Source organism: Cognataquiflexum rubidum, from assembly GCF_022538115.1.
Classification (GTDB): domain Bacteria; phylum Bacteroidota; class Bacteroidia; order Cytophagales; family Cyclobacteriaceae; genus Cognataquiflexum; species Cognataquiflexum rubidum.
In genome coordinates this window covers 67907-85306 of sequence record NZ_JAKZAL010000009.1, presented here as the reverse complement: position 1 = coordinate 85306, position 17400 = coordinate 67907, and the positions used below count along the sequence as shown (strand labels likewise).

General features: G+C 40.0%; 13 protein-coding genes and 1 other RNA gene. 6 read left to right on the top strand and 8 right to left on the bottom strand.

Annotated features, from left to right (window positions below; genetic code table 11):
* Positions 1 to 73: 73 nt before the first annotated feature.
* The 3 genes from MMU05_RS11465 to MMU05_RS11455 all read right to left on the bottom strand — a co-directional run bounded on the left by MMU05_RS11465 (position 74) and on the right by MMU05_RS11455 (position 6655).
* Entirely contained in the window at positions 74 to 3475 is a 3402-nt protein-coding gene (locus tag MMU05_RS11465; RefSeq protein WP_241141823.1) for a sensor histidine kinase, read from the bottom strand.
* A 65-nt stretch (positions 3476 to 3540) separates the two neighbouring features.
* Positions 3541 to 4905: an SdrD B-like domain-containing protein gene (locus MMU05_RS11460; RefSeq protein WP_241141822.1), complete on the bottom strand. Its 1365-nt coding sequence runs from the start codon at positions 4903 to 4905 to the stop codon at positions 3541 to 3543.
* Positions 4906 to 5368: 463 nt separating this feature from the next.
* A complete protein-coding gene (locus tag MMU05_RS11455; protein WP_241141821.1) occupies positions 5369 to 6655 on the bottom strand; it encodes an aminopeptidase P family protein in 1287 nt (428 codons plus the stop codon).
* A gap of 127 nt (positions 6656 to 6782) precedes the next feature.
* Here MMU05_RS11455 and MMU05_RS11450 point away from each other — a divergent pair, with 127 nt between their 5' ends.
* Genes MMU05_RS11450 through MMU05_RS11435 form a run of 4 tightly spaced genes read left to right on the top strand, consistent with a single transcriptional unit; the run spans position 6783 to position 11271 of the window.
* On the top strand, positions 6783 to 8012 hold the full coding sequence (locus MMU05_RS11450; RefSeq protein WP_241141820.1) for a M16 family metallopeptidase: 1230 nt from the start codon (positions 6783 to 6785) through the stop codon (positions 8010 to 8012).
* Position 8013: 1 nt separating this feature from the next.
* Complete coding sequence (locus tag MMU05_RS11445) at positions 8014 to 8658, top strand: O-methyltransferase (RefSeq protein ID WP_241141819.1); 645 nt, start codon at positions 8014 to 8016, stop codon at positions 8656 to 8658.
* On the top strand, positions 8655 to 10256 hold the full coding sequence (locus tag MMU05_RS11440; RefSeq protein WP_241141818.1) for a LysM peptidoglycan-binding domain-containing protein: 1602 nt from the start codon (positions 8655 to 8657) through the stop codon (positions 10254 to 10256). The genes MMU05_RS11445 and MMU05_RS11440 overlap by 4 nt, the downstream gene beginning before the upstream one ends.
* Before the next feature lie 25 nt (positions 10257 to 10281).
* A complete protein-coding gene (locus tag MMU05_RS11435) occupies positions 10282 to 11271 on the top strand; it encodes a DUF3078 domain-containing protein (RefSeq protein ID WP_241141817.1) in 990 nt (329 codons plus the stop codon).
* Here MMU05_RS11435 and MMU05_RS11430 read toward each other — a convergent pair.
* Together MMU05_RS11430 and MMU05_RS11425 are read right to left on the bottom strand one after the other, a co-directional pair.
* Positions 11268 to 11693 carry a DNA polymerase III subunit gamma/tau gene (locus tag MMU05_RS11430; protein ID WP_241141816.1) on the bottom strand — a complete coding sequence of 142 codons (426 nt, stop codon included), beginning with the start codon at positions 11691 to 11693 and terminating at the stop codon, positions 11268 to 11270. The two genes, MMU05_RS11435 and MMU05_RS11430, sit on opposite strands and share 4 nt — an antisense overlap.
* 158 nt (positions 11694 to 11851) lie before the next feature.
* Positions 11852 to 12997, bottom strand: a complete 1146-nt coding sequence (locus MMU05_RS11425) for a DNA polymerase III subunit gamma/tau (protein ID WP_241141815.1) — start codon at positions 12995 to 12997, stop codon at positions 11852 to 11854.
* A gap of 337 nt (positions 12998 to 13334) precedes the next feature.
* Here MMU05_RS11425 and ssrA point away from each other — a divergent pair.
* Positions 13335 to 13741, top strand: a transfer-messenger RNA (tmRNA) gene (gene ssrA / locus MMU05_RS11420).
* 114 nt (positions 13742 to 13855) lie between these two features.
* Here ssrA and MMU05_RS11415 read toward each other — a convergent pair.
* The 3 genes from MMU05_RS11415 to MMU05_RS11405 form a co-directional block, all read right to left on the bottom strand.
* Complete coding sequence (locus MMU05_RS11415) at positions 13856 to 14068, bottom strand: hypothetical protein (RefSeq protein WP_113925085.1); 213 nt, start codon at positions 14066 to 14068, stop codon at positions 13856 to 13858.
* Positions 14069 to 14368: 300 nt separating this feature from the next.
* Complete coding sequence (locus tag MMU05_RS11410; RefSeq protein WP_241141814.1) at positions 14369 to 15064, bottom strand: ABC transporter ATP-binding protein; 696 nt, start codon at positions 15062 to 15064, stop codon at positions 14369 to 14371.
* On the bottom strand, positions 15061 to 16548 hold the full coding sequence (locus tag MMU05_RS11405; protein ID WP_241141813.1) for a DUF5687 family protein: 1488 nt from the start codon (positions 16546 to 16548) through the stop codon (positions 15061 to 15063). The genes MMU05_RS11410 and MMU05_RS11405 overlap by 4 nt, the downstream gene beginning before the upstream one ends.
* A 102-nt stretch (positions 16549 to 16650) precedes the next feature.
* Between MMU05_RS11405 and MMU05_RS11400 the strand changes: the two genes are divergently transcribed.
* A complete protein-coding gene (locus MMU05_RS11400; protein ID WP_241141812.1) occupies positions 16651 to 17382 on the top strand; it encodes a nitroreductase family protein in 732 nt (243 codons plus the stop codon).
* Positions 17383 to 17400: the final 18 nt, after the last annotated feature.

Genomic DNA, 17400 nt, shown 5'->3' with positions numbered 1-17400 from the left:
CCTTAACTATATTTTTGCGCTTATTTTTAAATTCCAAAGGGCTAAAAAGAAGGTGAAAAATGAAGTTGCCTCTTTAATAAACAGGCAATAAAATAACAAATGAAGCCCCTTCCCCATTTTTCTTTTCCAAGAGCAATGAGCCGTTATGCCCGTGCGTTATAATCTCATAACTTAAACTGAGACCCAACCCAGTACCTTCCCCAGTAGGTTTGGTGGTAAAAAAGGGCTCAAAAATTTTCTCTTGATTCTCACTTGGTACTCCCGGTCCATTATCTGAAATTCTGATTCCTACCTTATCCCCGGCCATAAAAGTGGAAATCGAAACCTCAGGTTCAAATCCTTCTGGGTTGTTTTTGGTTTTTCCCCAAACCGCATCAAATGCATTTCCAATAATATTGATAAGAACCTGGCCAATCTCTTGGCCGGAAATTTTGACTTTCTTCAAATTTGGATGGAAATCTTTTTTAACTGCCGTAAAAAAACCCGGATTATGGGCTCCTTTGCTGTTGTAGGTTAGATCGATGTATTTTTCGACAAGATTATTGATTTCAACAATTTCAAAAGTTGATTTCCCCTGACGCGTATGCTGCATCATTGACCTTACAATTGCATCAGCTCTCTTTCCATGTTCCTCAATTAACCCCGCATTGATTTTTATATTTTCCATCAAATAATCAATTTCAACCTGATTATTATCTCTTATTGCCTGAGTCAATTCATCGATTAATTCACCGGAAAGAGCGGCAAAATTGTTGACAAAATTGAGCGGGTTCTTTATTTCATGTGCGATACCTGTGGCAAGTCTTCCCAACGAGGCCATTTTCTCTGCTTGGATGAGCTGGTTTTGGGCGGACTTGAGTTCCTGATAGGCTTTCTCTAATTCCTGTATTTTTTCCAGTTCTATTGCCTTCTTTTCGTTATCTGCCTTAAGGGCCTGGGCTTGGGCTTCTGCCGCCAATGACCTAGCAATCGCCGCATCAGCGTGGAGTTCCGCTTCCCGCAATTTTGCAATTTCCCGTTCTTTTCTTAATACCCGTCTTCTCTGTACTCTGTCTAAAGAAAGAATAACCAAACCGAAAATGAATATTAAGATCAAAAATGCCCACCACCGGAGCCACCATATTGGCTTCACCATAAATGTATATGTCATTGGCTCCGAGGATTCCACTCCACTGTCATTGATAGCTATCACTTCAAGTGTATAGGATTTTGACCAAAAAAAAGCAGGCAAATTGGTATATCTCAGTCGCTTTTGGTTTGTCTCAGGCGACCAATCGTCGTCATAACCGACAAGTCTGGTTTTGTATTTTACCCCAGAAATATTTGAAAAACTAAGGGCTGAATATTCAAATATCGCTTCATTCCGGCCTTCGGTTCTGTATGATATCAAAGCGGAGGTTAGCACCACTACCGGTGGAACGTTATTTTTCCTATCCCACCGTGGGTTATAAATTGAAAAACCCTTGGAGGTTCCATAATAAACCAGGCCCTCATTATCCACTTTGACCGAACCATAAAGCCAAACCTCATCTGCAATCAATCCATCCTGTTTGGTTACTTGGTTGAGAACTTTCCCACTTTCCATATCAACTTCTGCAAGACCGCTATTAGTGCCTACCCAGAGATTTTGGGTATTAGGTGCCACAGCAAAACTAACCGCATTGTTCGCAGGCAATCCACTTTCTTTGGTGATATGTTTCAAAATGGCACCTTTGTCTTGTTCTAGTAGAAGAAGGCCTTCTTGGGTACCAACCCACATTTTACCGTTATTTCGCAATAATTTTTCGATGTGATTTGTTGGAGCGCCATCTTGGGTGGACCAGAACTGCTCAAAAAGTCTATTCCTACCGGTAAAAACTGCTTTTTCAGAAAGATATTCTTTTGTGATTTTTTTGGTACTTCTATAAATTCCTTTGTCCACGGTACCAACCCAAAGGTGACCATTTCCATCAAAAGCTATCGATTTATTTAATCCCGGAGGAAGTCCCGATTCAATACCAAAGACATAGATTTTTCCTGAAACGATTCCAACTATACTCCTTAATCCAGCGAACCAAATTGAGGTTATATCTTCTGTCTCGGCGGGACCTTTAATGATCAATTTTTCGGAAGCAATTATGGGTGGACTGTTGGGTATGGTAAACAGAATTCCTGTTTTCCCATTTATTGTAATGGTTTTGCGTTCAACTGCCTCTTTTAAAACCAATTTCTTATCAAATACCAACCCATTTAAGCCTTGTGTGGTGGCTATCCAAATCCTTCCTTCGATATCCATTTCCAGACCATTTACCCAATCTCCAGTAAGCCCATCTGCTTGTGTAATATAGGTGGAAGTCCCGTCTTCGGAGATACATGAGACTCCACCCTCGGTTCCAGCCAAAACCCGAAAAGGGTATGAACCGGTAGGAACCATAAGTAAAGTATTTACTTTAGCGGAAGGTAAAATTGGCTTTTCACCAGCTATAGAGCGAGTGCTAAAATTTTCAAAAGCATTGAAATTAAACCTTAGCTTTGAAGTCCCTCCCGATTGGGCAACCCATACGTTTCCTTCCCTGTCTTTGCTTACATTAAAAACATTATCGCTCAATAACCCATTTGATCTGGTGAAATGACCCATTATTTCCCCAGATTGATCATTGAATCTGGTAATCCCGTTAACTCCACTCACTGCCCATACACTGCCTTCAGTCACAGTGGCAAGACTGGCAATATTGGATTGCTTTAATTGAGCAATTTTTAAAGGATTGCTTAATTCATTTTTGAAAAGTAGGACTTCTCCGTTTTGCCTATATGCCCAAATTTTCCCTTTCTCATCTTCCAGCAGGGAAGCAAAATTTTGATCTTCAGAGTTTTTGTCAGAAGAATAAATCAATTGGATTTTATTGCCTGATATCCGGACAAGTTGGCCTCCCCCTATCCCTGCCAATATTCCTGTCTTCCCTGAAAAAAGTGTGGTAATCTGTTGGGGTGTTTTGCCTTTCTTTTCGATATTTAAAATATCTACTTCTAAATTGTTTTTTTCATTTATATGGTATTTCAAAAATCCTTTCGCAACAGTACCCACCCAAACTATCCCACTGCTATCCACCGCTATTTGATTGAGATTGACGATTTCGGAGTAAAGGGATTTTCCCTTAAATTCTGAGGTAAAAGATAACCTCCTCCCATTTTTATAATTAGATACAGGTTCTTTTGATACCACCAACCCAGAATTAGATGTTACCCATAGGTACCCTAATTTATCTTCTACAACCTGCCAGACCCCAAGGTCTTTGACACCATCTTTTTGCCCATAAAGATCCATCTTGGTTCCATCAAAACGAACCAAACCAGAAGAATGAACTGCCATCCATATGAATCCCTCACTGTCTTGAAAAACATTTGTAGCCATTGCTGACGGCAATGGATTCAATTCACTGTCAGGTGTATAATGAACAAAGGGCAGCTCTTGGGCTGCCACTTTGAAACTATACATGAATAAAAAAGAAATGGCTAGTGAAAAACGGAGATTCATCGAATGAATATAATCAATTACATTAATTAATTCCTGATTCCTCCGGTTCCATTAAATGCACGAAGCGTATTTGTGGTGTCAACCAACCTTGTATTCATTGTTCTTGAACCTGCATTTTGGGTATTGGATTTTCTGTCATTGATGTCTTCCGAGCAAGTACCAAGCTCTTCACATCCGATGGCTTCAGAATGAATCAATAATGCCAGGTTATAATTATCCCATATTACTAAAACCCCATTAACATCTTTAAGTGCACCTCTTTGGCTGACTACGTTAAGTTCTGCTGTAAGCAATTCTTTAAGGAACATTTCTATGTCAGTCTTTCCTGTTGGTTGCAGAATTTCCAATGCTGTTTTGATTTTTTTGCTTCCAAACTGAAAAGGTTCAGTCAACAAGAGTTTCTCGATTTGCTTGAGAAATTCTAAAATTTCAGCCTCAGTATAATCACCCTTAGATGATCCACAATATTTTAACTGATCGACCCAATAATCGGTGCATTCCGCCGTCCCTTCAATAATTCCTTCTAACAATTCACGGGTTGTTTTTTCCGAATCTATTTCGAATCCAAAATTGATGCAAGAACCATCTGTCTCATCAGTGCAAAAGTGCACGCTCGATGGTGTCGTTGCATTATAACTGAGTTTGAGCAACTCGTCGGTGGTTTCGACGTTGTATTCACCTTCCAAAACTTGGAAAGAAAAAGACCCATCTTCAAGGGTCAATACTGATCCTAAAATTTTATTTGTTGTTTTGTCCCTCAAAAATATTTCAATTTCAGGAATACCTGATTCAGAGTTTTGTTTGATTCCGTCTGCATTGGCATCAATAAAAATGCTTCCACAAATATCTGTCACGCCTTCGCAGGGGCCCATTATTGTACATTTTTCTCTTTTGCCATTCCTAGTGATACTGCTTTCGATAACCCCAAGAGGCACATCGCCAGGGAAAGTCATAGAAAAGCTTTTACTTTCATCTTTTCCGATTGTTGTATTCCAAGTGATCCCTTTTGAATCCAATTTAGAAGATTGGAGCGGTTCCCAAGAGGTAGGAACGCCGGCACATGAAGGTACCTGAAGAAAAAATTTCTCTAAATCTGAAGATTTTCCGGTGCCGCTTACTTTATAGTGGAATGTGGTACTTGTAACTCCGTCTATTTTTTCCACATTTCTTCCCACAAATTCCACATCGTAGTTATTGATCCTTTCTTTTTCAAATTCTCCAAGCTGATCTGCAAAGTATCCCGGCAGTTCAGCCCTGAAATCCTCGACATTTACTTTTCTAAATTCTGCATCAATTTTTTCAATAACCACCTCTTGATTGGAAAACTGACAGCTTGCCAAGAATAAAATTGAGATGGATAACAGGAGCGAAGAATTAAGGGCTTTTTTCATAATTTATATTTCTAATTGGTCAAAAATCAAACATTTCACTTTAGGAGTTTAAAAGAAAGAGACTTCTTTTTTTACTTAAATTATCAAATAATCACATCCAGATGTTTGGAACAAAAACTCCCCCATAAAACAATTAAAAAGCTTATGAATGACACTTTTATCGGGATGTAATTCAATTTTTTTGGAAATTACATATTTTTTTTGAAAAAGTAGCAAAATTCCCAACCTTAATATCGTAAAAAGTACTTATTGAGAAATTTAATTTGCAATTAAAATTAATTAATTGATTTATTTGAATTAAAAAATTACAAAATTTAATTTTTATAATAAAAATTTTAAATTTTGTAATAATTAATTTTAATTATCATTCACATTAATATTTTGTTTCCAATAACTTTTAGTATCAAAACATGAACTGATCAAATTGATCAGTTCTGCCAAATACCTCAATCGAAATTAAATCTCAGTTCATCAAATCCTCTATTTCCTCAGGTTCAATTGGAATATTCCTCATCAGGTCAAAATATCCGTTATCCAAAACAACAATGTTATTTTCAAGCCTGATACCCATTTGTTCCTCAGGAATATAAATCCCCGGCTCTACTGTAAAGACCATCCCTGCAGTGATCGGTTCGTGCATCGTGCCTACATCATGGACATCCAATCCCAAATGATGCGATGTGCCATGCATAAAAAACTTTTTGAATGCGGGCCATTTTGGGTCCTGATTTTTGATATCGGTCTGATCAATCAGTCCCAATCCCAATAACTCGGATTGCATTATCAGCCCCACTTCTTTGTGGTAATCCTGTATGTTGATTCCCGGACTTAACATTTTGGACGCTTGATTTTTTACTCTTAGCACTGCATCATATACAGCTCTCTGTCTTTTGGTAAATCTTCCATTGACAGGAATAGTCCGGGTCATGTCCGCATTATAATTGCCGTATTCTGCCCCAACATCCAAAAGGATCAAATCTCCGTCTTTGCAAACTTCTTTGTTTTCGATATAATGGAGCACGCATGCATTGCCACCGGAAGCAATGATGGGTTCATAGGCAAATCCTTTGCTTCTGTTTTTGATAAATTCATGGATAAACTCCGCCTCAATCTCATATTCAGTCACTCCGGGCTTTACAAAGGCAAGTATCCGCCGGAAACCTTTCTCGGTGATATCACAGGCAATCTGCATTTGGTCGATTTCTTCTTTTTCTTTTACCGACCTAAGCTGATGCATCAATGGCGCCACGCGATGGTATTGGTGAAGGGGATATCTCTCTTTACAGGTTTTGACAAAACGCGCGTCCCTTGTTTCGACGATAACCGATGCACGGAGATGTTCATTGGCATTCAAAAAAACATGATTACTCAATGCCATCAATGAATTAAGCACATTGTCAAAGTTGGAAACCCATTGGATATTATGAATACCCGATACCGCAAACGCTTCCTCCTTGGTGTATTTATGACCTTCCCAGATAGCGATATGTTCATTTGTTTCACGGAGAAAAAGTATCTCCCTTTGGTTGGGATCCGGAAAATCCGGACAAATGACCAAGATGGATTCTTCCTGATCGATTCCTGTCAAATAAAACAAATCATTGTTTTGCCTAAATCTCATCGTTCCATCAGCATTGGTGGGCATGATGTCGTTGGAATTGAGGACAACAATGGACTTTGCAGGCAATTTTGATTTGAGCTTTTGCCTGTTTCGGATATAGAGAGATTGGGAAAGTGGGGTATATTTCATAAATGGGAATTTCTTGCCGGCAAATTCGGGATTTAAAATTGAACCAAAAATACCTTTTATCCATTGGCTAAAAAAAGACTTCAAAAAGTCTTTTATTTTTGTACTTTGAGCTTGGGAAAATAAAATAATGCAATACAATCTGAAAGAGTTGCCTAACGGCATCAGAATCGTCCATCAAGAAGTCAACCATACCAGGCTAGTACATTGTGGGTTTGTGCTCAATATCGGCAGCCGTGATGAATCAAAAGAACAAGAAGGTTTGGCCCATTTTTGGGAACATATGGCTTTCAAAGGCACCAAAAAACGAAAAGCATACCACATCATCAATAGACTTGAAACTTTGGGAGGGGAACTCAATGCTTACACTACCAAAGAAAAAATCTGTTTTTACGCCAGTACATTGAAGGAACACTTCGATAAGGCGGCAGAACTGCTTTGCGACATCACGTTCAATAGTACCTTTCCCAAAAAACAAATAGACAAAGAGCGCCAGGTAATTTTGGAGGAAATGGCGATGTACCGTGACTCTCCGGATGACTCCATACAAGATGATTTTGATGAAATTATTTTCGAAGGCCATGCCTTGGGGAGAAACATCCTAGGCACAGAAGACACTGTAAAGACCTTCAGTCAAGAAGATTTCTTTGGTTTTTTGTCCTCAAAATTTGATACAACCCAGATGGTCTTTTCAGTAGTCGGTAATGTCACTTTCAAAAAAGTGCTGCAGGAAGTTGAAGGTTATCTTTCCCAAATCCCTGTAAAGAGGAGATTATATGTGAGAAGCAGCTTCTCCAATTATACACCTAAGTCCAAAACCGTAGAAAAAGAAATCACCCAGTCCCATTGTGCTATCGGGCAGCCGGCCTATTCAATGTATGACCCGAGACGGTTCAAGCTTTATTTATTGAACAATATTCTTGGCGGACCGAGTATGAACTCAAGGCTGAACCTTGCACTCCGGGAAAAGTATGGATATGTCTACAGCGTCGAATCCCATTACCAAACCTATTCAGACACAGGGTTTATCGGAGTATATTTTGCTACAGAACAAAACAAGGCTAACCGTGCCAGAAAGTCAGTTCTGAACGAAATGGAGAAGTTGCGTACCAAAAAACTTGGAACCATGCAGCTTCATATGGCCAAAGAACAGGCTATCGGACAGATGGCCATGTCAGAGGAAAATTATGCTGCATTGATGCTGGTTTTTGGTAAAAACTTATTGGATAAAGGCAAAATTGACTCTTTGGACACTATCTTTGGAATCATGAGAGAAACAACCGCTGAGGAATTAATCGACATTGCCAATGAAGTCTTTGATCCAAAACAGCTCAGTTTTCTAAATTACATTCCAGTCTGATATGGAATTTATCGCACCTGAATTATTGGATTATTGTGAGCAACACAGCAGTGTGGAAGACGATCTTCTGCAGTATATCAAAAGGGAAACCTTTGCTAAAGTACTGATGCCAAGAATGCTTTCAGGACATCTTCAAGGCAAAACTTTGGAGCTTTTGGTCAAAATGCTGAACCCAAAAACCATCCTTGAAATCGGTACTTACACCGGCTATTCCGGGATTTGCATGGCTAGAGGATTGGGGAAGAACGGCAGACTCATCACTTTGGATATCAATGATGAGCTGGAAACAATGGTGCGGGGATTTTTTGAAAAGTCAGGAATGTCCCACAAAATCGACTACAGACTTGGCAATGCTTTGGATATCATCCCGACACTTGAAGGGAATTTTGATATGGTTTTTATAGATGCTGATAAGGCCAATTATATCAAATACTATGAGCTTGTCGTTGAGAGGGTTAATTCCGGAGGTATTATCATTGCAGACAATGTCCTTTGGTCAGGAAAAATTCTGGTAGAAGAGGGGAAAAAAATCGATAAAGACACCCAAGTAATTTTGGATTACAACCGGATGGTGCAGAATGATCCCCGAGTAGAAAATGTATTACTTCCCATAAGAGATGGATTGATGCTGGCAAGAAAACTATGAAAAAATATAGCAGTAATTTATTCAGATTCACTTTTTCACTTGTTTTGGCATTTTTTTCAGCTTTCTGGGCAATTGCCCAAGTACCACAAGTTCCATCCGAACTCAGATTTGCCGACCTTACTATCAAAATTAATGAACAGGCAAGGAGAGAAATCCAAAGTGATGTGGATGCGCTCTATCGCAATCCAACTTATTTCAGGGTAAAAGCAGAAAGAGTCAATCTTTATCTTCCAATAGTGGAAAGAGAATTGAGAAATGCCGGTGTACCGACAGATTTCAAATACTTGGTCATCCAGGAAAGCAGTCTGGTAGCAGATGCCGTCTCTACTTCAAATGCGGTAGGTTTTTGGCAATTCAAGCAAGGCACGGCAGAAGAGGTCTTTCTTAGGGTTGATGGACAGATTGACGAAAGGAAAAACATTGTCGCTTCCAGTCAGGGTGCTGCGAGATATTTAAAGAAAAACAATGCGCCTTTTGACAATTGGATGTGCGCTCTGGTGGCCTATCAGATGGGTCTCGGGGGTGCAAAATCATACTTTGGCACAACCTACAACGGAAAAAAAACAGTGGAAGTAGACAGGAATTTCCATTGGTATTTCAAGAAATTTCTGGCTCACAAGATTGCTTTCGAGGCCCCAACTGTTATGCTAGCGAGCAATAACAGCGTCTTGGAAGAAGTAGCGGTTCAGGGTCCAACCTCCCTAAAAGCCTTAGCACCTAGGCTTGGCGTCACTGAAGCCCACCTCAAAGAATATAACAAATGGACAGCAAAAGGAATTATCCCTGATGACAGACCTTATTCTGTATTATATCTTAGGGATAATACGCCAAGGCCAAGACAAACAGTCACTCAAACCCAACCTACCGAAAATCCTATTCCGCCTGTGACAGTGGCTGAGGTGAAAAAAACAGATTTTCCAAAAATCACCGGAAATCCCCAGCAGGCCACTCAACCCAATCAGATCAAAGTCAATGACATCGATGGGGTGAAAGCAGCCGTAACTACTTCACAGGATAATTTTACCAATCAGATCGGAGTGAAAGAAGCAAAATTCCGAAGGATCAATGACTTGGAAAAAGAAGAAAAAGTAGAAGCCGGACAATATTACTACACAAAACCGAAGAAAACCAAAGCAGATGCGGAGACACATATCGTTCTCCCCGGAGAGACACTTTGGTCTATTTCCCAAATGTATGGCATCAAGCTTTCTGCCCTGAAATCAAAAAACAGAATCAATAACGAACGGGAATTGAAAGCCGGAATGATTCTTAACCTGCGGGATTTCCGACCGAGAGGGGAAGCCATTCCAACAAAACCAGCTACTGAATACAGGAAAATCATTGCAAATCCTGGAAAAAATAACGTTCCTTCATCACCAGAAACCTCCCAACCCGGCAAATCGGACAATAATACCAATTTTCCTTCGTCAAATCAGGGACCATCAAGCCAAAAAATCACACACACTGTAGGAACAGGAGAAAATCTATTTAGAATCAGCCAAAAGTATGGTGTGACGGTGGATGAAATCAAAAAATGGAATAACCTTCCTGATAACAATATCAAGGTGGGCCAAAAGCTTATTATCAACAAACCTTAAAACCAGGATTAAGGTATATTGGACCATGCAAAGAAGATTATCTACATTGTTTTTTTTGTTTTTTTGCTCCTTTGGCATTTTAAAAGCCCAGGACAGGCTTCAATTGGCTGACACGCTATTGATAGATGGGGATACTATTGTCATGTTGGGCGATTCTATTATTTTCAAACAACAAGTCAAACCCGTCTATTGGGAAAAGGGTGGGAATTTCAACCTAAGCATCCAACAAGTGAGTTTATCCAATTGGAATGCGGGTGGATCAAGCAACCTTGCCTGGAATACTGCGCTGACCTTATTTGCCAATTACAAAAAAAATGTGATCATTTGGGACACCAAGCTGAATGTCAACGCAGGATTCAACAGACAGGCAGGACGAAGTTATCCCACACGAAAGACCAATGATAACTTTATATTTTTAAGCAAATATGGGCGAGAATTGACTAAATTTTGGTTTTTGTCAACACAAATTGATGCTCGGACCCAATTATTGGAAGGTTACCGTTATTTCAGACCAGCTGGTGCGGAGGTAGACTCCAGATCCAAACTTTCGGATTTCCTTGCTCCTGCATATTTACAATCTTCGACAGGTTTGAATTACCGAAGAGAATTCAAAAACAAAGACAGGATTTCCCTGATTGCATCCCCATTTACAGGCAGGTTTACCATTGTCATGGATGACTCCCTGAGCAACGCCGGAGCATTCGGGGTCATACCCGGAGAATCAGTCCGCCCCGAAGCGGGTCTTTCATTTGGTTCCACGACTGACATCCAATTGTATGAAAATATCCGATGGAGAGCGGATTTAAACCTTTTTACCAATTTTGAAAGCTTGGGAAATTTTGTGGTCAACCTCAACTCTGTGATTTCCCTTAGGGTCAATAAGTTCATCACCACAAGGATTGAAACCATTCTGATTTATGACGAAAAAGTGCTGATCCAACAGGATTCTGGTCCGCCAAAACAGGCAATACAACTTCAAAATATGTTCAATTTTGGAATTGGGCTCGATTTCTAAAAATCTGTTTCTAAGCCAAACCTTCGCTTCAAATCTCCCAAAGCGGGAGATTTTTCCAACAGGTGATTCAACTTATCCGTACTTGTATAAAGTTTTCTTTTTCCGTTAGGTTCTTCTTCTTTGATCACAGCATCAAGATGGATGCTGTAATTATTGAGTTTTCTCCTGAGAATCTGGAGAATTTCAGGCTTGATTTTTTGAAAAATTCCCTCTTGAATTTCCCCATTGAGTTGAAAGGTGATAGTTTCCCCTTCTAAAATTGCCGGTTGTTTCAGGACCGTCATTTCAAGACTCCGATGATGAACCTTGTAATCCTCAATGATTTCATTGATTTCAGACTTTACCTTGGCAAGGTCAAAAATTTCTGCAAGTTGGTTGGATTGCTTTGCCGACTCTAGTTCAGGTTTTTCGACTTCAAGCATCACTGCCGTTGAGTTTTGCTCTATAGTTACTTTAGCAGAACTTATACTAGTGGGAATTGAAAGTGTCTTTTGAACAGGTGATTTTTTAGCAGCAAAAGAATTTGCTTCTTTAAAAAGAGGCGTTTCCGAATTTTTTAAACTTTCCTGAGATGCCTCAATCAGGCTTTTTTTTTTGAATCCTCTTGGGCTAAAACTGCCAAAGAAAGGGCCTGAGGCAGTTTTGACATTTTCATCAAAGCCAATTCCACATGCAGCCTTTGATTTTTGCTGGACTTATATTGGATATCACATTGATTGCAGATGGTCAATGCTGACAATAGAAAAGAAATACTTGATTGTTGGGATTGGACAAGATACCTGTCCCTTGCAGAATCAGAAACCTGGATTAAGTCAATAGTTGCAGGATCCTTGCACACCATCAGGTCCCTCAAATGCTCAGAAAGTCCCACAATAAAATTATGCCCGTCAAAACCTTTTTTCAGAATTTCATCAAAAATCAACAGCACATTGGAAATGCTCCCTGCCAATAATGAATCTACGACCTTGAAATAATAATCATAATCAAGGATGTGAAGATTACTGATGGTCTCCAAATATGTCAACCTATTGCCTGAAGAATAGGTCACAATCAGATCAAACATAGAAAGTGCATCTCGGAGTGCGCCATCGGCCTTGGTGGCTATCAGCCTCAGCGCTTCAGCCTCTGCCTCAATTTTTTCCTGCTCCGCAATGTACTTGAGGTGCTCGGCAATGTCATTGATCTGAATCCTATTGAAATCAAAAATCTGACAACGTGATAATATGGTAGGGATGACCTTGTGTTTTTCTGTAGTGGCTAATATGAAAATGGCATATTTGGGCGGCTCCTCCAATGTCTTCAAAAATGCATTGAAAGCTGCATTGGAGAGCATGTGCACTTCATCGATGATGTATACTTTATAGAGTCCTTGCTGCGGGGCATACCGAACTTGCTCTACGAGATTTCGGATATCATCTACAGAGTTGTTGGAGGCTGCATCCAGTTCATGGACATTGAATGAGGCGTTGTTATTGAAAGCCAAACAGGAATCACAAGTATTGCAGGCTTCAAAATCAGCTGTGCGGTGTTGGCAGTTGATGGTTTTGGCTAATATCCTGGCACAGGTAGTCTTACCAACTCCCCTAGGACCACAAAAAAGAAAAGCTTGGGCTAGGTGGTTGTTCTTAATCGCATTTTTAAGCGTAGTCGTAATATGCTGCTGCCCTACGACACTCTTAAAATCCGCAGGCCTGTATTTTCTGGCAGATACGACAAAATTTTCCATCGCCGCAAGATATAAAATAATTGTAATTCAGACCTTGACTGCCGAAGTGTTATTTGCGGTTTATTTCATAAAATATTCATTCTGTAGGGGTTAATTTTAGAATTGGAAAATTGGTAAAATTGGAAAATTGAAAAATTACAAATTCCATGATAGGCAGCTTTCATGATAATAATGACTTCTAATACCAGTTACGGGGAGCAAATATCTTAAAGGTCACTGTCATAGTTCTCGTTTCTTGATACTTGGTACTTGGTTCTTGATACTTGGTTGTTGATACTTAAAAAATTCCCTCCTTGGAACCATTTTTACACTATATTTGTCACCCATTCAGAAAAATGGGGCTGACCGGTTTTGACAGTAGGTGTAAGGACTGGGCTCGCATGCAGGCCGGAGTATGTACGGCCTTGAATAATTCATACGAACATAACTGGCGAAACTTCTTACGCCATGGCTGCATAATCTAACCCTTCGGGGACAAGATAACGCTTAAAGGGTTGAGTTTCGATAGAAGTTCCCCGGCCACATCCCGCAACCCCCCGTCCTTTCGGGGTTGAATCTGGGGTGTCGAAATGATTGGACTAGTGCCGGTGATGATGCTAAGCCGGTGCGAAGCTCAAGTATCTAAGCAGTGGATAGGTGTGTCATCCAGCAGTACACTGACGAAAACCCAACAGATGACTAAGCATGTAGACGGTACGGTGTTTCCCTATCTGGACGCGGGTTCGAATCCCGCCAGCTCCACAAAAAAAAGAAGCCTTCCTCTGACCTCTTTCGAGGATTGGAGGAAGGCTTTTTGAATTATTCTCTGAACAACAAAGAAAATGGAAGTTAAAAAAATCACCCACTAAGGCTTATATTTTAAAACAACAGAGCGCTTTTGATTCCCTGTGCCAATTTTGTACTGAAAGAACTATAAAGTTCCTTTTTCTGATCTTTTTGAATGGAAAGAAAAGAAGTCCTGTTTCGGATTACTTCCCAAGCATTGTCTTTTGCTTCTCTTTCGCTACCTGCTAAGGTCTGGATTTGAAACTCAATTCCATTGATTTCCAATTTGATTACATACTTTACCATTTTGTCCAAATTTTAATGTTATACCTAAAAACTTACTGATTCTTTTGACAGTCTTCCAACTGTACCTTTAACTTGCGATTGATTCTTGTAAAGCGATTATGTTGATACAAATTACATTTTTATATATTTAAAAAACAAATATTTGTAAAAAAATATTTTTGAATATTTTAAAAAAATCAAAAAAAGCCTCCAGAAATCGAATGGACAGTGAATTACCTTCCTCCGCAGGGAACAAAAAAAGCGGGTTCGAACAGGGAAACTATTCCCTTTTCAAACCCGCAAAAGCATGATTAGAATGGATTATACTCCGAAATAAGTATTCAATTCTTCTGACATGAGCGATTTTTCATTCAAGTCTTTGATGACTTTCCCCTTTTCAAGCAAAACTATCCTGTCACAGATTTCCGTTACATGGTTCAAATCGTGGCTAGAAATCAAAAAAGTTATTTTGGAGTTTTCTTTTGATTGCAGGATCAGCTTTTTTAACCTGTTCTGAGAACTGGGATCAAGATTTTCAAAAGGTTCATCAAGAAGGACTGCTTCAGGATGGCCCATCATCGCTGCAGCTATTCCTACTTTCTTAAGGTTCCCTTTGGAAAGATCTCGGATGTATTTCTTTTTCCCCAATATCTCGTCATTGAATAGCTCCTTGAAATTTTCAAGATGAAGTTTTAGATCTTCTTCAGAAAGGCGATAGATCTTTCTCAAAGTTTCAAAATATTCATCAGGAGTCAGGTAAGAAAGTAACATATGTTCGTCGAGATATGCCCCGACCCTGTTCTTCCATTCTTCGGTTTTGCTCACATCATTGCCTTCAATCATTACTTTTCCTGATGATGCGCGCACAAGGTCAAGCATGATTCGGAAGAGGGTTGTTTTTCCGGCCCCATTATTACCTACCAATCCAAAACATTCGGATTTTGGAATCTCTAAAGACTCCACATCAAGCACTACTGCTTCTTTATATTGTTTTTTAAGTCCTTCTACCTTGATCATAACTCTTGTCTGAATGAAGATGATATTTCGTATCTGTTTTGTAAAACTTTGTCAATTGAAATTTTGGACAAATATGGAAATGCCAAAATCCCCGCAATTCCTACTATTCCCAAAGCCAATAAGCCCGCATATTGACTGACCAATAGGGCAAAAGGAAGGTAAATGACATAAGGCGCCCCAATCATCGGGATGATCATCAGGAATTGGGCAATGCCAACGCCTTCATAATTGAACATCGCACCCTTATTGAGGTCCATAGGTTTTGGTTTCCAAAGGGAAAGGTAAATCACCAAATGCATGATGACACCCATATTGAAAAGGAATGTGGCCACATGAATCAACAAAATGTCCCAACCAAAATAGGCGTATGGAACTGAGGCTAAGAGGCAAAGGCAGGAAGTCACCACAAAAAGCAGGTATTTCCCTTTGACAAGTGCCTCAACTCCTGTTCTTTTTTGGAGGAAAAAATCAAAATTCGCAGAATTCCAACTCAGAAAAAGCTGCCCATATTGAAGCATAAAGATCCCTGTGATGAATGAACCTACAAATACAAACATGTGGCTAAATCCCGTTTCGGATTTGTATGCGGGATTGGTATAGAAAATCAGCCCGTAAAGCAGGAAAAAACCCGCCAACATCAAGTAAGTCCTGCTTTTTTTATGCCTGATGATCAGCTTCCACTCGAGGTTTGCCAATTCGCCGGCAAGTCCGAATCTCGAAAATATTCCTAAATCCTGATTGACAAAGCGGACATTTTCCTCTTGGGTGAGGTCTTCCAAATAGGCGTTTTTATAATAGTAAGCATAGGCCATCCTGTACGTGACCAAAAATACTACCCCAAGCACCGCCACCGGAATCGGAGTAGTCAATGACCCATCGAATACAGGCTTGATCAGACTTCCCAGATTGTACCATCCGTAATAGGTAGAACCCGCACCGATCAATAGCAACGCGAAAACCGCCCCGATCCCGATGAGGCTATCTTCAAATTTTTGCTTGAACCACAGCATCAGCCAATGCAGCGACCAACTTGTAAACAGGATACAAAACAGCCAAGACCAAGCTGCACCGGCCCCAAACCTCGGAGCAACTTCCTGAATTGCAAAAGGAGTAAATAAAAAAGGTGCGATCAAAGTCAAAGGTGACACGAATGACCTTCCCAAGAGAAAATGGATAATGTTACTCTTCTTGATGGGTAGGTGAAGAAACCGCTCCAATTCAATGACAGGTAGCTTTTGTACAAAATACCTGTACATAAATTCGAAAAGGAAAAAGTAAACCAATGCTCCACTCAATGTCGCATATGCATCGGTACTTTCAAAACCTTTCTCTATGATCGGCTTCAGGAACAGCCCGAGCATTACTACATAGGAAAGAAGCAAAAGAGCCATAAATGCCAAGAAAATAGCCACCAAGGCACTTTTGGCAAATGACGTGGACCGGATGGTTTTCAATAACTCCAACCTGATCAGTTCTAAAACCATAATGGATTGAATAAGGGTTAAAAGATAAATAAATGTATTTTTGGTTCTGAATATAGGTAAAAGTAAATAAGCCTATAAACGAACCAAAATTTAATTGACCAAATGAAGGAAAATATACAGGAAATAGGATTTTTCGATATCGTGAAGGAAAGAAGGTCTGTCAGGATTTTTGACCAAGAGACTCCTTTTGACCATCAATCCGTCCAAAAATGCCTGGAGGCAGCCATCCTCGCTCCTAACAGTTCGAATATGCAGCTTTGGGAATTTTACCGAATCCCCGAAACTTCTGCCCTCAAAAACCCTATTTCCCGACTTTGCATGAACCAAAAAGCTGCTACTACAGCAAGGGAACTTGTGGTCGTCGTCACCCGAAGGGACAAGTGGAAAAGCAGGGCAGCCGCCAACCTTTCTTATATCAGGGAAACATATAAAAACTCCCCTGGCAAAAAACAAAAGCAGGCCGAAGCCTATTATGGCAACCTGGTCCCAAAACTGTATTCAAAATATCCTTTGTGGTCAATTACCAAGCAGGTCATCGCATGGGTGATGTCATTGAAAAGACCCATGGTCAGGGAAGTAACCGAATCAGATGTAAGGGTGTCTGTGCACAAAAGCGCAGCACTTGCAGCCATGACCTTTATGTACGCCATGAAAGCGGAAGGATATGACACTTGTCCGATGGAAGGATTCGATTCAGTAAGGGTCAAAAAACTCCTAAACCTTCCAAAAGACTCCGAAATCAATATGATCATTGGCTGTGGAAAAGGATTGCCTGAAGGGGTTTATGGAAAAAGGTTCAGGTTACCCAACGAAGAGGTTATTTTTAAAGTGTGATTTGCCATTCAAACAAAA